The 15,259-nt window shown below is 48.9% G+C and carries 12 protein-coding genes; 10 read left to right on the top strand and 2 right to left on the bottom strand.

The genetic code is table 11. From position 1 onward, the window contains the following. Positions 1-44: 44 nt before the first annotated feature. The 4 genes from JW984_01765 to JW984_01750 all read left to right on the top strand — a co-directional run bounded on the left by JW984_01765 (position 45) and on the right by JW984_01750 (position 3,790). Positions 45-1,178, top strand: coding sequence for a phosphotransferase (locus tag JW984_01765; GenBank protein MBN1571903.1), 1,134 nt, complete (start codon positions 45-47; stop codon positions 1,176-1,178). A 92-nt stretch (positions 1,179-1,270) separates the two neighbouring features. After that, complete coding sequence (locus JW984_01760; protein ID MBN1571902.1) at positions 1,271-1,999, top strand: tyrosine-protein phosphatase; 729 nt, start codon at positions 1,271-1,273, stop codon at positions 1,997-1,999. 20 nt (positions 2,000-2,019) lie between these two features. After that, positions 2,020-3,201 (top strand): CoA transferase, encoded by a 1,182-nt coding sequence (locus JW984_01755; GenBank protein ID MBN1571901.1) that lies wholly within the window; start codon positions 2,020-2,022, stop codon positions 3,199-3,201. A gap of 166 nt (positions 3,202-3,367) precedes the next feature. Continuing rightward, complete coding sequence (locus tag JW984_01750) at positions 3,368-3,790, top strand: hypothetical protein (GenBank protein ID MBN1571900.1); 423 nt, start codon at positions 3,368-3,370, stop codon at positions 3,788-3,790. Between the two features lie 792 nt (positions 3,791-4,582). Here the strand turns inward: JW984_01750 and JW984_01745 are convergent. Next, positions 4,583-4,891: a hypothetical protein gene (locus tag JW984_01745; protein ID MBN1571899.1), complete on the bottom strand. Its 309-nt coding sequence runs from the start codon at positions 4,889-4,891 to the stop codon at positions 4,583-4,585. A 137-nt stretch (positions 4,892-5,028) separates the two neighbouring features. Here JW984_01745 and JW984_01740 point away from each other — a divergent pair, with 137 nt between their 5' ends. Beyond that, positions 5,029-5,508, top strand: a complete 480-nt coding sequence (locus tag JW984_01740; protein ID MBN1571898.1) for a cytochrome c — start codon at positions 5,029-5,031, stop codon at positions 5,506-5,508. A gap of 48 nt (positions 5,509-5,556) precedes the next feature. Continuing rightward, positions 5,557-5,994, top strand: coding sequence for a MarR family transcriptional regulator (locus JW984_01735; GenBank protein MBN1571897.1), 438 nt, complete (start codon positions 5,557-5,559; stop codon positions 5,992-5,994). 65 nt (positions 5,995-6,059) lie between these two features. Here the strand turns inward: JW984_01735 and JW984_01730 are convergent, their stop codons facing one another. Continuing rightward, complete coding sequence (locus JW984_01730) at positions 6,060-8,174, bottom strand: VWA domain-containing protein (protein MBN1571896.1); 2,115 nt, start codon at positions 8,172-8,174, stop codon at positions 6,060-6,062. A gap of 142 nt (positions 8,175-8,316) precedes the next feature. On the opposite strand from JW984_01730, the gene JW984_01725 reads away from it, so the two are divergent. The 4 genes from JW984_01725 to JW984_01710 all read left to right on the top strand — a co-directional run bounded on the left by JW984_01725 (position 8,317) and on the right by JW984_01710 (position 14,465). Further along, a complete protein-coding gene (locus JW984_01725) occupies positions 8,317-8,511 on the top strand; it encodes a DUF1858 domain-containing protein (protein MBN1571895.1) in 195 nt (64 codons plus the stop codon). Between the two features lie 157 nt (positions 8,512-8,668). Beyond that, positions 8,669-11,155 (top strand): MMPL family transporter, encoded by a 2,487-nt coding sequence (locus JW984_01720; GenBank protein MBN1571894.1) that lies wholly within the window; start codon positions 8,669-8,671, stop codon positions 11,153-11,155. Between the two features lie 50 nt (positions 11,156-11,205). Then, positions 11,206-12,561, top strand: a complete 1,356-nt coding sequence (locus JW984_01715; protein MBN1571893.1) for a cobalamin-dependent protein — start codon at positions 11,206-11,208, stop codon at positions 12,559-12,561. A gap of 350 nt (positions 12,562-12,911) precedes the next feature. Then, the gene (locus JW984_01710; GenBank protein ID MBN1571892.1) at positions 12,912-14,465 is read left to right on the top strand and encodes a PAS domain S-box protein; all 1,554 of its coding nucleotides are present in this window, start codon (positions 12,912-12,914) and stop codon (positions 14,463-14,465) included. Positions 14,466-15,259 lie beyond the last annotated feature (794 nt).

Raw genomic sequence — 15,259 nt, 5'->3', positions numbered from 1 at the left:
GTGCCGGGGATTTTTGTTTCAGGCTAATGGATAAATGAGGCGTTTTGAGGGGGGACAAAACGGACTCTCTGTTTGACACGGCCGATAGATTTTCCCTTGACGGGGAGATCGTAAATGTGGTTCCCCACAAGGTCGGCCACATAAACGACACCTACATCGTGGAGACAAAACCGGCTTCAGCTGGGAGCGGTTTTATTAAATATGTCCTCCAGAGGGTAAACAGGAGGGTCTTCCCCGAGCCGAAGCCCCTGATTGACAACATAAAGAGGGTCACCGAGAGGATAAGGGAGAGGGTGAAGGATAGGGGAGGCGATCCGACAAGGGAGGTCTTGACCCTTACCGACACAAAAAACGGGAACCACTTCCACGTTGACGATCTGGGGGAGTTCTGGAGGTGTTATCTCCACATAGACGGGCTTACCGTGGATTTTGTGAAAAGCGACGAAAGCGGAATAGGAATGGCCTATGAAGCGTCGTCGGCCTTCGGCCGCTTCCAGGAGGACCTGAAGGATATCGATATATCGAAGATAAACGTCACGATAAAGGACTTTCACAACACACCTCTCAGGTTCGATAGTTTTTTGAAGTCGGTGAAAGACGATCCCCACGGGAGGTGTGAGGGGGTAAAAGACGAGATAGAGTTCTGTCTTGAGAGGGAGGGGCTGAAGGGCGCCATTACAGACATACTGGATTCGGGGGATATACCGATAAGGGTGACCCACAACGACACGAAGATAAATAACGTCATCTTCGAGGGAGGAATGGGGTCGCTTCCCCGGGCGCTCTGCGTCATAGACCTGGACACCGTAATGCCCGGATCGCTCCTCTACGATTTTGGGGATCAGGTAAGGACGACAACAAGCTCCTCCGCCGAGGACGAGCCGGACCTTGAAAAAATTGCCTTCGATCTCGGGCTCTTCGAGGCGCTGGTCAGGGGGTACCTCGAGGCCTGCTCCGGGTTCATCACGGGTGAAGAGAGGAGGCTTCTCCCCGTCTGCGGCAGGGTAATAACGTTCGAGACCGGCCTGAGGTTTCTGACCGATTACCTGATGGGCGATAAGTACTTCAAGATCGAGAGGGCGGGTCAAAACCTCGACAGGGCAAGAACTCAGTTCAGGCTTGTAAGCTTGATGGAGGAGCTGGAGAGGGAGATGGAGGCCGTAGTCAGGAGGTATTGATCGGTCGGTTGATATTTGATTGGACCGTCTTTATGTGCGGCTTCTTTTCCGTAGTGTTAAATTCGTTTATGATCAAGATTAATGGAGGCGTTATGACTATAGAACGTCTTGATAAAAGATGGGGGGCGGTAAATTTTATCGCTATATTTGCAATTCTCGCTGTTTTCCTCTTTGCCTATACCGGCTACTGCGAGGAGGGTGGCTGGGTAAAAATCGAGGGGGGATCAAGTAACTTTCGGGATGTGGGGGGATACAAGACGGACGGCGGAGAGGTAAGGTCGGGGGTTCTCTATCGATCAGGCGATATCTCCGGGATAGGGCCGGCCGGAGTGAAGAAGCTTGTGGAGATGGGCGTGGTTACCGTTGTCGATCTCAGGGACGGGGCCAGAGATGTTCGGATGGAAAAACTCCTTGCAGAGGCGGGAATAAGGGTCGTTAAGCTCCCCATGAAGAGGGACAACCTGAGTGACAAGGCGGAGTTCTACAGGAGGATAATCGTCCTTAGCAGAAAATCCCTGATGGGACTTCTCGACCACGTATCGGATAAGGACAATCTGCCTGCGGTCATCTTTGACGAGGGGGGGCTTCACGAGGTTGAGGTGGCGACGATGTTTCTGCTCGGCGCCGTGGGTGTGGGCGGTGAGGACAGATTGTACGACTACCTACGCTCAAATGAGCGGGGGGCCGCGCTTCAGGGAGAGTGGGGAGAACATATAAACAGATATTTTGAAGACTACGGCGGGATGGAGTATTACATAACGACCATCCTTAAGGTTTCACCCGATGTTGTAAAGAAAATCAAGAAGAATCTCGTTGAATAGTTAAGTAGGAAGGAGGAAATATGCCAGGACCACTTGAGGGTGTGAGGATAATCGACTTTACAAGGCTCTATCCGGGGCCTTTCGGGACCCAGCTTCTGGGCGACTTAGGCGCTGAGGTAATTAAGGTCGAAAGCAAGGACAGCCCCGACTATATCCGTTTTTTCCCGCCGATGTTTAATAAAGAGGGCGCCGGATACATAGCGGTAAACAGAAACAAGAAGAGCTTTGCCATAGACACGAGGTCAGATGAAGGAAAGGAGCTTTTTTTCAAGCTCGTGGAGGTATCGGACGTGGTGGTGGAGCAGTTCAGGCCGGGCGTCATCGATTCCATGGGGTTGGGATACGAAAAGGCAAAATCAAGAAATACGAAGATAATATATTGCTCGATAACCGGCTTCGGCCAGACCGGCCCCTATTCGCAGATACCGGGACACGACATGAACTACATGGGCCTTGCCGGGATAACCGACGTTATAGGCGTCAAGGACGGAGATCCGGTGGTGCCCGGAATCCAGGTTGCGGACGTGGCGGGCGGGGGATTGATGTCGGTCATAGGGATTCTCTCGGCCCTGACGGCAAGGGAGAAGACAGGAAGGGGCCAGCACGTCGACGTCTCGATGTTCGACGGGATTCTCCCGTTCATGGGAGTGCACTATTCCGCATACCTGGCGGGGGGAGAGCTTCCCAAAAGGGGTGATTCGTTCCTGTCGGGGGGGCTTTTGTGCTACGATGTATACAAGACCAAGGATGAAAAGTACATAACCCTGGGGGCCCTCGAACAAAAGTTCTGGAAGCGCGTCTGCCAGCTGATCGGAAAGGAGGAGTGGACCGACAAGCAGTACGTCCAGGGGGAGGAGAGGGACGCGATGAAGGAAGAGCTGAAGGGCATAATAATGGGCAAGACCAGGGACGAGTGGATGGAGATATTCAGGGGCGAGGAGTCGATGACGGAGGCCGTACTTACAATAGACGAGGTGGAAAACGATCCCCACGCAATAGCGAGGGACATGATAGTGGAGATGGACCACCCAACGGAGGGGAAGATAAAGGGGATCGGGATACCGCTGAAGTTCTCCGATACCGAGGCGAAGGAGATAAAGCCGCCGCCGATATTGGGTCAGCACAACGACGAAATACTCAGGCTTATAGGTCTCTCGGAGGAGGAGATTGGGGAGCTGAGGGAGAAGGGTATTGTAATTTAGGGGGGAGTAACCGCAAGAAAACGGTGAGGTCCAACAGGAACGGTTATAAAAAAGGGCCGGCTGAATAGAAGCGGTTTTTGTGTATGTAGAAGCCGGTCGTTGACAGGGATCGGCACCGAAATCCTTCACGGAAGTTTTTAAAAAATCTCGTTAAAGGGGGCTTTCCATGAAAAAGCAAATCGCGCTTATATGTATGATGGTGGGGGGGATCGTTGAGATATTGATCGCGGTCCTGCACTTTGTGTGGCCCTACGAGCTGATAAGATATGGGGAGTTTTCGTTCCTCTCGCCGAAATATCAAGAACTCCTCATCCTGAGCTCGATCGCGATAGCCCTCTGTCTCTTTATCTTCGGGACGCTCTCAGTCTACTTTTCAATGAGGCTTAAGACGGAATCCGAATCAGCGTGGCTATACGGAATCTCGCAGGGGATACTATGGTTGGCAAGGGCCGGATTCGAGCTGATATATCCGGTCAAGCTGCCGCTTTACTGCATTGAAAACCCGACGACCCTTGTCTTTCCACTGGCCCTCCTGCTCGGGATAATATTCTTGGCGCCGCTCCTTATATTCAAAAAGGAGTTCATATAGTAAGACGAGAACACGAGACGGGGCCAATTGGCGTAGTTTTTCGCCGGATTACGATGGGGGTCCGGTATCTTATTGATTCGATCGGATGTGGTTTGCAGGGCTTATGGCGGTGCGGTGTTTGACGATGGGTTCTATTTGAGTTGAGGCCCGAAAATCAATACGATGCGTTGAAGGGGATCGGCCTCGGCTAAAGGCGCGCAAAGTCATAGAAGGTATTTTGATAATGGTAAAAAAAAGGAGCAGGGGCGGAGAACTAAGGAGCGGAGATCAAGGGGAATAAACCAGAGCATTATAAAACAGAGGGAGAGAAATCAAGGGACGGAGAATTAATGTACAAACGACAGAGGGGAAGAAAAAAAAGGACAGAGAACAAGAGGACAAAAAAGGCAGAGGGCCAACGGGGTTAAGGGCCAAGGAGCATAAAACAGAGCATCATAAAAACAGGGTGATAGGGAAGTAATGGACAAAGGGCAAAGGGGCGTCGCATCCAATTATTTATTATTCTCGGTTGAAGCCAGGACGCTGCTACTTTAAATTAAGGGTGAATGGATTTCGATCAGAAAGTGTAGGAGATATAGAGAAGCCGGTAAATTAAAGGGACAGAGATGGAGAACAAAAGAGCGGGGAGTAGGGGCCCAAAGGTATTAAGGGCCAAGGAGTATAAAACAGAGCGTTATAAAAACAGGGTGACAGGGAAGTAAGGCACAGAGGGCAGATAGCAAAGGATCATGAACCAAAGGTGCAGAAAACAGAGTTGCAGAGAACAATGGGATAGAGGGGCGGAGCATATAACTATTTTTTTGCCGCTGACACCTTTTTGAACTTATTTCCTTTAAGGACAGTAATCGTATTTTTGTTTCTTTTCAGATATTCCTTCAGGGCGTTCAGGAGATACTTTTCCGGTGTCGGCATTGAATGCTTTTTCCACTCCATGATCCTGACGTTTTTTTCATCGTTGACAAAACGTTCTTCGAGTCTTTCGTAGTCTTCACGGTTGTACTTTTTAAAGCCCTCCACGAAGTCCGACAAGGTAAAACTTTCGTCCATCTTCTTGAGGACTTTCACAATTTTTTCATCCTTGTTATCGATAATCTTCTTCATAAAAAACGCTCCTTTGGTAGATTAATATCATTAAGGGGAAAAAATTGCAAGGAAATTGATACTAAATTCTTGATTGACCTAAGATGCTGTGGTATTATATTAAAAATGTCTAAAATTCGTTCAACCGGAAATTAGCTTTGGAAAAGAGAAGACTCTTAATTTATACATTTACCATGCTCCTGATTCTCTCGGTACTCGTTGTTTTCGTGGTAAGCAAGAGACGGCCCACGGTCGACAAAAACACGCCTCTTCCGGCGATAAAAAAGGAGATAGACCTCGCAAACGGGGCCGCCATTTACAACACGGGAAAGGATATCGGCGGAAAGATGATACCTATAAGCGGCGGGCCGTCCTGGTTTATCCTCGAGGGGGGCGGATGCGGTGTGTGCCACGGGGCAAACGGCAAGGGGAAGAAGGAGATGAAGGATTTAAAGCTCTCTCCACCGGATATAAAGAAGTCAATAACGGGGTTAAGGGGAATGTCAGAGGGCGAACTGGAAAACCTACTTAAGTGGGGTATAACGGAAGACGGCGGGACGTTAAGCTGGGAGATGCCGAGATTTTCGATACCTATAGGAGACCTGAAGGATCTGATGGGATATATTGATACTCTGTGATGAAAGCTATTTTTTTAAATAAATTATTATGCATGCCTAATATTTTCTATGGAGATCACCGAAAAGAACATCTACTATCTGATTTCAAGACTTCTGGATGATTTTGATAAAATTAAGAAGGATTACTCCAAGCGCCTCTTAGAGGAAGGATACGGCGTTACGGCGTCTCAGATTGAGATGTTGGGCGCTATCGGCCAAAATCCGGATATATCCCTGGGAGAGCTTGCCACGCTGACCAAGCTCCACATAACAACGGTGGAGGGGTACGTAAACAGGCTGTCTAAAAAGGGATTGGTTGAAAAAAGAAGAGACCAGGACGACACAAGGAGGATGTTGGCGAGACTCACGCTTTCCGGGGAGCAGGTTGCGAAGGCGACTCCCATAGGATACCGCGCAAAGCTCTTTGAGGAGCTGAAGTCGATACCCCTCTCGGAAAAGGAGGAGATATACAACGTTTTGAAAAAGATGATTTTCCTGATGAGGTGATAAACAGGGAGGCCGGCGCAAAGATCATAAGATCGAAATTGGGCCGGCCCCTTTTTTTGAATGAATCAGTTTATGCTGTACCAGTTTGCCTCGTAATTGAAGATGATCATCTTCCCGAGGGATAAATACCTTCCAGCTTTAGGATTGTTTCTGACAAACTCCCAGTATTTTTTAGATCCGTATTTGATCTCGTTTGTCTTTGTCCCCTTTTTGTATTCCGAATCCACCCAGACCTTCTCCCTCAAGAAGAAGGTCCTTTCGCCAACCTGCTTGATGCTCATCAGGTGTGAGGTCTTTACCTTGTCGGTCTCCTTCAGGTCTCTCATCTTTTCTGCGGATTTAACGCCGAAACTGCCGCTCTTCTTTGTCAGCATACTCGGCTCAGACATAACGTCGAGCTCCTCGTCTGCGCCGGGGGCCGGTGCTCCTCCGAATCCCTCCCTCTGATCTTCGAGGACAAGAAAGCTCGTGTAGGGAGTCACGATCCCGAAGTCCGTCGCAAGTCGAATGATCTCGTCTACAAGCTCTCTGTTTTCGCCGTTCAGGCGTATCTCGTCCAAGAGGTACGCAATCTTCCTCGTGGCCCAGATTCGGGGGAGGAAATCGCTCTCGGTGTCCCTATCGGGAAAGTTTACCGGATACTCAAATGCAACCTTCTTCTTGTTTACGAAGCCGGTCAGCAGAATGGTGCTCTTACCCGATCCATTGTACCTCCCCACGATGGTTACCTGAGATCCGGCGAACAGGTCGGGAGGCTCCTTCGGAAAGACGTCCTTGACCTTGATCTTCGTCATATCGATGGAGATGTTGCTCAATACTGGGCTTTGGATCTTTTTGATGAAGTTCGACACGGTATTGTCGATCCTCTCCGACGGCTTTACGTACTCGGAGACGCCGTGGTTTTCCGAAGATATCTTGTCCAGAAGGTGGGTGTTGATCTCTTCTCCGACGCCGAATACGAAGATCCTCGCCTTATCCTTGTTTCCCCTCTTTACATTGTCTATTATATTGGGGAGGTCCGTCTCGCCGACGGTCGGCTCACCATCGGTTATAAAAATGACCATGTGGGGACGCTTCGACCCCCCGTTTGACTTCAATGCGAGGAGCAGGGCGTCGTTGATGTTGGTTCCCCCCATTGCCTTTATATCGTTTACGAAGTCTTGAGCCTCGCCCTTGATCTTTTTATTGGCGGAAATAAGTCCCTTCTTGAAGGACTCCGTATCGGTGGCGAAGCGGATGATGTTGAACCTGTCGCCTTCGTTCAAGGACTTGATGCAGAAGATCAGGGCGTCCTGGGCCTGCCTGATCTTGTCGCCCTTCATGCTCCCGGATGTGTCCAGGACGAAGGTGACGTCCTTCGGGATAACGTCGTTCGGATCGACTTCGGGATTCGGGGTCAAGAGGAGCATAAAGAAACCGTCGTCGCCCCTCTCCCTGTATGTAATCAGGCTTGCGTCGATCTCCTCCTTCGAGAGAGTATAGTAGAGGACGAAATCCTTGTCTGGAAGGATATTTTTCTCCTCATAAGACAATCTCACCTCCTTTTCTCCCTTCCTTGCGATGTCGACCTCGTGGCTGGGCGAGTAGACCGACTTGATGGGGATGTCGGTCTTTATGGAGGCGTCTATGGTAACCTCGTCTAAGGGGGCGGACGAATACTTCTCCGTGTCCAGAGGGTAGACGTACTTTACCGTCCCGAAGTCGTACTTCAGGGTCTCGGTGTATGTAAGCTCGATGCGCCTCTCCCCCCTTGCTGGTATGGGGTAGACCCTGAGTTTGAAGAGATTTCTGTCCATATACTCCAGAAGAGCCGGGTCTTTCAGCTTCCTTACGATGTCCTCGTATATGTCTCTCGCCTCGTCTGCGGGGAGTACCTCGCCGTTCACCTTCTTTCCGTCGATGTAAAGGGAGAACTCGGAAATTGAGGCCCCCACGAGCAGTGGAAAGATAAACGTCCCCTCGAGGTCCATATCGTTGGGATTGTGAAAGACCTCGTCGATGTGGGTAACGGCGACACCCTTCGTGATATTTATCTTCACACGGTGATAAATAACCTCCATGGGGATGACCTGTTCATCAGGATGGGGTGGAGGATCGATGATGATGATGCCGTCGGCCGATGCAAGGGTCGGCAAGAGAGTGATTGCCAGCGCCGCAAAAAAAAGAATTTTCCATTTCATATTGTGCTCCTAAAAATTTGATTTACATTTTTGAGTTGTAATGTCATTATGACACGATATTTTTTTGTTATGTTCCAATTTTTGGGTGGTTTTAAAATACCTTTTTTGATATATTATAAACAAATTCTACGGGGAAGTTCTCATGATAAGAAAAGACATGTCCATAAGGGAGATAGTAGAAAATCATCCCGAATGCACAGATGTATTTAAAAAATACAATCTGGGTTGTATAGGATGTCTTGCATCGAGCTTCGAGACCATCGAGGAGGGATTGAGAGCCCACGGCCTGAATGTAGACGATGTAGTCAATGAGCTCAACGAGGTCGTGTCAACTTAAATCCTCTCTTTTGACGGAGCTTCGGTGATCGTATCAAAGTCCCGATATTGATTTGAACTTATTGGGATATCGTGCTTATCGAACTAAACGTCTAAAGCTGTTTTCTGATGTTTTTTATTCTCTGGCGTACACTTGCCAATAAGGTTATGAGGTATTAGTGAGGGAAGCCCTGCTGAAAAGACTTGCAAATATTGTGTATCGATACGACCTCCTTGTCCTCTTGGCCGCCGTCCTTTTAACGGTGGTTTCCACGCTCGGCGTCTTGAGGCTTGAGATGGTGTCGAACGTGGCCTACATGCTCCCCGAAAAAAACGAGGCGGTTTCCGACTACCTGACATCCCTCGAGCGGATGGGCACCCTCGATTACCTCGTCATCATGGTGTCGGGCGAAGAGAAGAATGAGATAACCGGATTTTCCGACCGATTTGCCGAGGGAATCGAGGATTCCGGCCTGATAAACGACGTGAGGTACAGGGTAACCGAGGGCGACAGGGAGTTCATCTTCGAGAAGTATCTCCCAAATATCTTTCTTTATCTCGACGATGAGGGCTTTGAGAAGATAGCGGATAAATTGACCGATTCGGCCGTAGACGAGGCGGTCGAGATGGATAGAAAGCTCCTTCTGACCCCCGCCTCATCGGGGGCGGCGGAGCTGGTGACGGCCGACCCCCTCGACTTCTTTTCTATCATAAAAGAGGGGCTGTTTTCTGGTGAGGGGGGATTCAGGATAGACTCCGCCTCCGGCTACTTCCTTTCGATTGACGGCAAGCACCTCCTGATGCTCGGGCGTCCCGTGAAGCCCCCCCAGGATATCGAGTTCGATAAGAAGCTCTTCTCAACCCTCGGCAAAATCGAGAATGACATAAAAGAGGAATACGGCTTTGAGGGAGTGAAGGTCCAGTACACCGGCGGCTACGCAATCGCGATAAACGACGCCGACACGATAAAGAGAGACCTCATGCTCACCGTCTTCAGCTCCCTTATCTTCGTACTCCTCTCCTTCTACTTCATTTTTAGAAGGCTTTCATTTTTGCTTTTTGTCGGGCCGTCCCTGGGGCTGGGGATATACTGGACGATGGGTTTCGCCGGGTTCGCCCTGGGCCACCTGAACATGGTAACGGCCGCCTTCGGGGCGATACTGGTGGGGCTGGGAATAGACTTCTCCATCCATTTCTACAACAGGTTTATAGAAGAGATGGCGAAGGGGAGCGGCCTCAAGCTCTCCCTCGATGCGGCCTTTTCAAAGACGGGACTGGGAATCTTGACGGGAGCACTGACAACGTCGATCGCCTTTTTTGCGATGGCATTTACCCAGTTCAAGGGGCTTTCGGAGCTAGGGATAATAGGGGGCGTGGGGATTATAATGACGCTGACATCGACGTTCACGGTCTTGCCCTCCCTTATCGTAAGACAAATCAAGATCAGGGGTGAAGAGAGAATATCCCTAACTCCCGTGTCCAACTTCGGGATGGAGAAGCTGGGGAGTTTTCTGATAAGACAGAAGCGTCTCATCATAGTCTCCGCCTTGCTCTTTTCAGTGGTCATGGGGGTCTTTGCGACAAGGGTAGGATTCGAGACCGATATTAACGAGCTCAGGCCGAAGGGGAACGAGGCCTTTGCCGTCCAGGAGGAGATCTGGGAGATCTTTTCCGGCTCGTCGTCGGAGGTGATTATTACGGCCAAAAGCCGCGAGATAGAGGACGCCCTGATCCTCTCCGAGAAGGCGGTCGAGGTTGTCGGGAAATATCGTGAAATAGCGAAGATTGAGGGGCCGGGGCAGATCCTCCCGTCGGTGAAGAGGCAGTGGGAAAACATAGAAAGGACAAAGGGGCTTAATCTCAAGGGAGTCGTATCCTCATTCAAAGAAGCGCTCAACGCCCGGCAGTTCAAAACAGAGCCATTTCAACCATTCATAGACTCGATGGAGTCGTTCGCGGACGGGGATGTGGAGCCTATAACAATAGGCGATATAGAGGGGAGTGTCCAGGGCGACATGATAAAGAAGTATATTCAAGAGGGTGACGAAGGCTGGTTTGTCTCGATATTTGCGTATCCTAAGTCGGGGGTCTGGAAAGACAATATCGACAGGGGGATGGTAAAGGCCCTGAAGAAGCTCTCCCCTGAAATATCGGTGGCCAGCATATCGATGGTCCTGATGGAGATGAAGAGGATTATCGAGAGGGATTTTATCAACGCGATAACAATAGCACTGATTGGGGTGTTCTCTGTACTCCTTATCCAGTTCAAGGAGTTCAAGGGCGTCTTCTATTCGATGATCTCTTTGGGAATGGGTATTTTATGGATGCTCGGATTTATGGGGATCTTCGGCATCTCTTTAAACTTCGCCAACGTGGTCGTGGCCCCCATGGTTATAGGGATCGGGATAGATGACAACATCCATATCTATCACCGTTACAGGGAGGGGGGCAAGGGAGAAATCCTGGCCGCCGTGAGCTTCTCAGGGAGGGCCGTCATCATGACGACTGTGACAACGATACTCGGCTTCGGGTCTCTTACCTTTGCCAGATACGGGGGGCTTTCGAGCATAGGCTTTGTCGCCGTGGTCGGCGTCTTCTTTTGCCTGATCTCGGCCCTCTTTGTCCTTCCCGCCCTCGTTGCCTTGGGCGAGGGAAATGAGAAGTAAAAGAAAGAAATATTCGATTGATATATATGCCATCTTAACGAGGAGACCCTGTGAAGGTACTTCTTGTACATCCCCATGCCCCGGATGTCTACCACAGGCTGGGTTTCCTCCTGCCTCCGTTGGGGCTTGCATATCTGGCCTCAACCGCAAGGGAGCACGGCCACGAGGTGGATATCCTCGATTTGAACTTGACGGGGGGGAGGGGAGAGATCGATTTTAGACGATACGACGTCGTCGGCATCTCCCTGGACACGTCGAGGTACAACAGGGCGGTTGAAATAGCGAAGAGTGCGATGGATAAAGGGAAAATTGTTGTAATCGGCGGGCCCCACGCCACATTCACCGCCGATGAAATATTGGGCAGTGGGATATCCGACTACGTCGTGAGGGGAGAGGGGGAGGCGATATTTGCAGGGCTACTGGATATTCTCGAAGGGGGCGGGGATCCGCGAAATGTAAAGGGAATATCCTTCATGAGGGACGGGAAGGTAATAAAAAACCCGGAATCACCGCTGCAGGAGGACCTTGGGAATATCCCGTTTCCCGCGAGAGACATCCTCTCCATGGAGAAGTACAAGAAGCTGGAGCTGGGAGGGAGACATATCACATCTCTCATCACGAGCCGGGGCTGCCCCTACAACTGCGATTTCTGCTCGTCGTCGAAGTTTTCCGGCACTTTATGGCGAAAGAGGGAGGCGGGCGACGTAGTGGACGAGGTCGAGTCGATAGTTAAAGACTACGGATTCGGGGCGGTCTGCTTTATGGACGACTGTTTTACCATAAGCCCCAAGAGGGTAATCGAGATATGTGAAGAGATAGGGAAGCGCTCCATCGACGTCTACTGGTGGTGTTTTTCGAGGGGGGATATTATACTGAAAAATGAGGAGATGGTCAGGAAGATGGCAGAATCGGGCTGCAGGTACGTCTTTATGGGGATAGAGTCGATCTCGGACGAGATCCTCGAAAAGTCGAATAAAAACGTCAAATTCAGCGACTCGGCTCGGGCGGTCGACCTACTTAAAGAATATAATATCGAGACGATGGGAAGCTTTATCATCGGCTGGCCGGAAGAGACGAGGAGGATGATCAAAATGACGTTCAGGCTGTCAAAGAAGATGGGGCTCGGCGGGGTTCAATATTCAATACTGACTCCCTATCCGGGAACGGAGATCTACAACAGGTACAACGACAGGATATTCGAGAAGGACTGGGAGAAGTTTGACTGCCACCACTCGGTGATGCGTCTTGATAACCTTGAGTCCGGGGAGATCGAAGGATTGTTGAAAAGGGGATTTTTCTCGTTTTACTTCACGCCAAGACGCATTTTTCGCGCAATAATAAGCCCGTTTTTGGGAAGGGGTGTGGGGCTTGCTACGATCAAAAAGATATGGGAATATTTTAAATAGAAATTACGCTTTAGTGGAAAGTAATGTTATTTTGTTTGATTTAACTTCTTCATAAAGGTGCTCAATAGATTTAGTCCTTTGTCCTGTTTACTATTCTTGCTTTTATGTTAGAAATGTGTTAAGTATTTATATGACCCTCATACGCTTGGGACTATAGCGAAGCGTTAAATCTAAATTAAATCTGCATACAAAGAGAAGCTTTTTGGAATGGGTCATCTCGTTTGGAATCGGGAGGGGTTGTCTCGATTTCACTACAGAACTTGTGATAATAGTAACCAATTATTACGTAAAAATAATAAAGAATTGAAGGCGGTCACTGGAAGTTTCGTCTCTCTTAAAAAAGGTGAGATATGGCGAGGTTAAGTAAAAAGAAGATGATCAAGAACGCCCAGGAGGAGCTCCTGGCGATTTTCGACTCCATAAAAGACCCCATTTGCATTATAGACGACAAATACTCCTTAAAGCGCCTGAACATGGCCATGTCGGAGCTCATCGGGCTTGGGTTTAAAGATGCCCTGGGTAAGGAGTGTTACAAATATCTACTCGGGAAGAGGAAACCGTGCGATCAATGCTTTTTTAACACCTACAGACACGAGAGGTTGACCTGTGAAAGGATGTTTAAGACTATCAAGGGTAAGGAGCTGATCTTCGAGCTTACGGCCTATCCATACAAGAATGGAGATATTGACTGCGCAATACTGCACTATAAGGAGGTTACCGACAGAGTAAATCTCGAAAAAAATATAGCGACCTTGGATGATTTGCTAAAGAAGCAGGCCGGCGATAAGGAGAGGGAGCTTGAGAGAACGCGGGCCAAGTTTGAAAAGATAATAGAACACTCTCCTCTGGGGATAGCAGTACTCGACGATGAGAAAAACTTCGTTACCGCAAACTTTTCGTTCGGGAATATACTCGACTTAAAGGTGGAGGAGATTATCGGTAAGTCTCCCCTTTTGTTTATGCAGAAAAAAAACAGGAAATATTTTGACCCGTTTTTTAACGAGCTGGAAAAGGAGGGGGTTCACTCTATAAATTTTGAATCAAAGACAAAGAGCGGCTTCAAGATCAAGCTGTTGGTGATAGGTTTTATGTTAGGCGGCGGTTACGGCGAATCCAGTGAAACCGTATTGATGATACAGGACCTTACGAAAAAGGACACGTTAATCAGGGAATTGATTTCAAGAGAGAACGATGCCTCAGCCGGAAGAATGACATCGAGCCTGACGGCGGAGATAAGAAGGCCGCTTCTTGGAGTTAAGAACTCCCTCGGTATACTGAGGGATAAGCTGAAAGATGAGCCGGAAAAGATTAGCATCATAGAAAAGTCCATAGACGAGCTTATGGAGGTTCAGCAATTCTTAGAGAGGATTCGATCGTTTTTTTCGACCAAAAAGGAGAGGCGAAAGTTTGTTGATATAAACGAGATAGTCCAGGAGCTGATTTATATAGTTGAGTCGAGACTTCGCGAAAACAATATTCTTGTCAAGACGGTTCTAAGCAAATCGCTGCCCCAAGTCTCGATATATCCGGACAATGTTCGTCATACCGTGCTTCACCTGATAAAGAACGCCGAAAATTGTATGAATCGCGGCGGAGCGATAACCATTACCACACGCAAGAGGGGATCTGCAATACAGCTTATCGTCTCAGATCAGGGAAACGGGATAGATAAAAAAGTGCTGGACAAGGTTCAGGACCCGAATTTCATGGGAGAGAAGGGGAAGGCTGCTCTGGGGCTTTTCATATGCAGGGGGATTATGGCCAAGCATGACGGTTCACTCAATATAACCAGCGGCAGGGGTGAGGGGACAAAGGTGGTATTGGATTTCCCATTGTCGTCTAAAATAGACGATGAAATTTTAGGACAGGTCCTCAAATCGACGGAAGCCGAGCATTATAAATAGAAAAATCACTAATGAGAGATATTCAAGACTATGACGACCTTTCTCCCGTTTCGTTTCAGATTCAAGAACTTTTTGGATAATTTTGAACGGCAGGCGTTTCCTGAAGGTATTACTGAAGTGAAATGATTTTGAGAAATAGGTTGTTCTGAACCATCTCCTGATGACGGCGACATAATTGTTGTGGAAGATGAAAGTAAACATAATTGGTGAAACAGCCGGGATAATGAAACGATTAAAACGGCCCCGTCTTTTCCCAGAGAATATTTACTTCGTGTGTTTATAGGGAAGCGTCTCATGAGGGGCTTATTCTTGAATTCTTGATAAAGGTTCTTAGATGATCGAAAATCTCTTTGTTTAAAAAGCCCGGGTACCAAATCACCAACATTTCACGCGACTCTGAAGCTAAATTCCATATCCAAATCGTCTAAACCGCTTGAATCCTACCCACCGCCCAGCCTTGATGTCGAGCTTTTAGCCCAATTTGTTATCCTTTGCTATAGGTCGCGTCTTATCGGGCCCTTAAAATATTCATCATGCCTGTGCCGAACCCCAATCATCTTCGCCGAGACTGTTGGAGAGATCATCGTCCAGACCCCCTTCTCGACTTGATCCCCATTCTTGTCCCGACCCACTTCTCGCCCCGATCCCCTTCTTAACCCGAACCCCTTCTCGACCCTACCCCATTATCCCGTCAATGCGAGTCTTAGCTCGCTATTCCTCATCATCCATACCTTCAACCCTCTCAAGCCCTACCACCTTCCTCAGTCTGGCGTAGGACTCCTCGCAGTTGTAGA

The organism is Candidatus Zymogenus saltonus (assembly GCA_016929395.1).
In the GTDB taxonomy this organism is placed as follows: Bacteria; Desulfobacterota; Zymogenia; order Zymogenales; family Zymogenaceae; genus Zymogenus; species Zymogenus saltonus.
The sequence above is the reverse complement of the archived record's forward strand: the minus strand, read 5'-3'. Positions and strand labels throughout refer to the sequence as shown.

What these genes read in the sequence shown, in the direction of transcription:
- JW984_01710 (MBN1571892.1), top strand. Translation starts at nt 12,912, where the DNA reads ATGGCGAGGTTAAGTAAAAAGAAGATGATCAAGAACGCCCAGGAGGAG.
- JW984_01750 (MBN1571900.1), top strand. Translation starts at nt 3,368, where the DNA reads ATGAAAAAGCAAATCGCGCTTATATGTATGATGGTGGGGGGGATCGTT.
- JW984_01745 (MBN1571899.1), bottom strand. Translation starts at nt 4,891, where the DNA reads ATGAAGAAGATTATCGATAACAAGGATGAAAAAATTGTGAAAGTCCTC.
- JW984_01760 (MBN1571902.1), top strand. Translation starts at nt 1,271, where the DNA reads ATGACTATAGAACGTCTTGATAAAAGATGGGGGGCGGTAAATTTTATC.
- JW984_01725 (MBN1571895.1), top strand. Translation starts at nt 8,317, where the DNA reads ATGATAAGAAAAGACATGTCCATAAGGGAGATAGTAGAAAATCATCCC.
- JW984_01735 (MBN1571897.1), top strand. Translation starts at nt 5,557, where the DNA reads ATGGAGATCACCGAAAAGAACATCTACTATCTGATTTCAAGACTTCTG.
- JW984_01730 (MBN1571896.1), bottom strand. Translation starts at nt 8,174, where the DNA reads ATGAAATGGAAAATTCTTTTTTTTGCGGCGCTGGCAATCACTCTCTTG.
- JW984_01755 (MBN1571901.1), top strand. Translation starts at nt 2,020, where the DNA reads ATGCCAGGACCACTTGAGGGTGTGAGGATAATCGACTTTACAAGGCTC.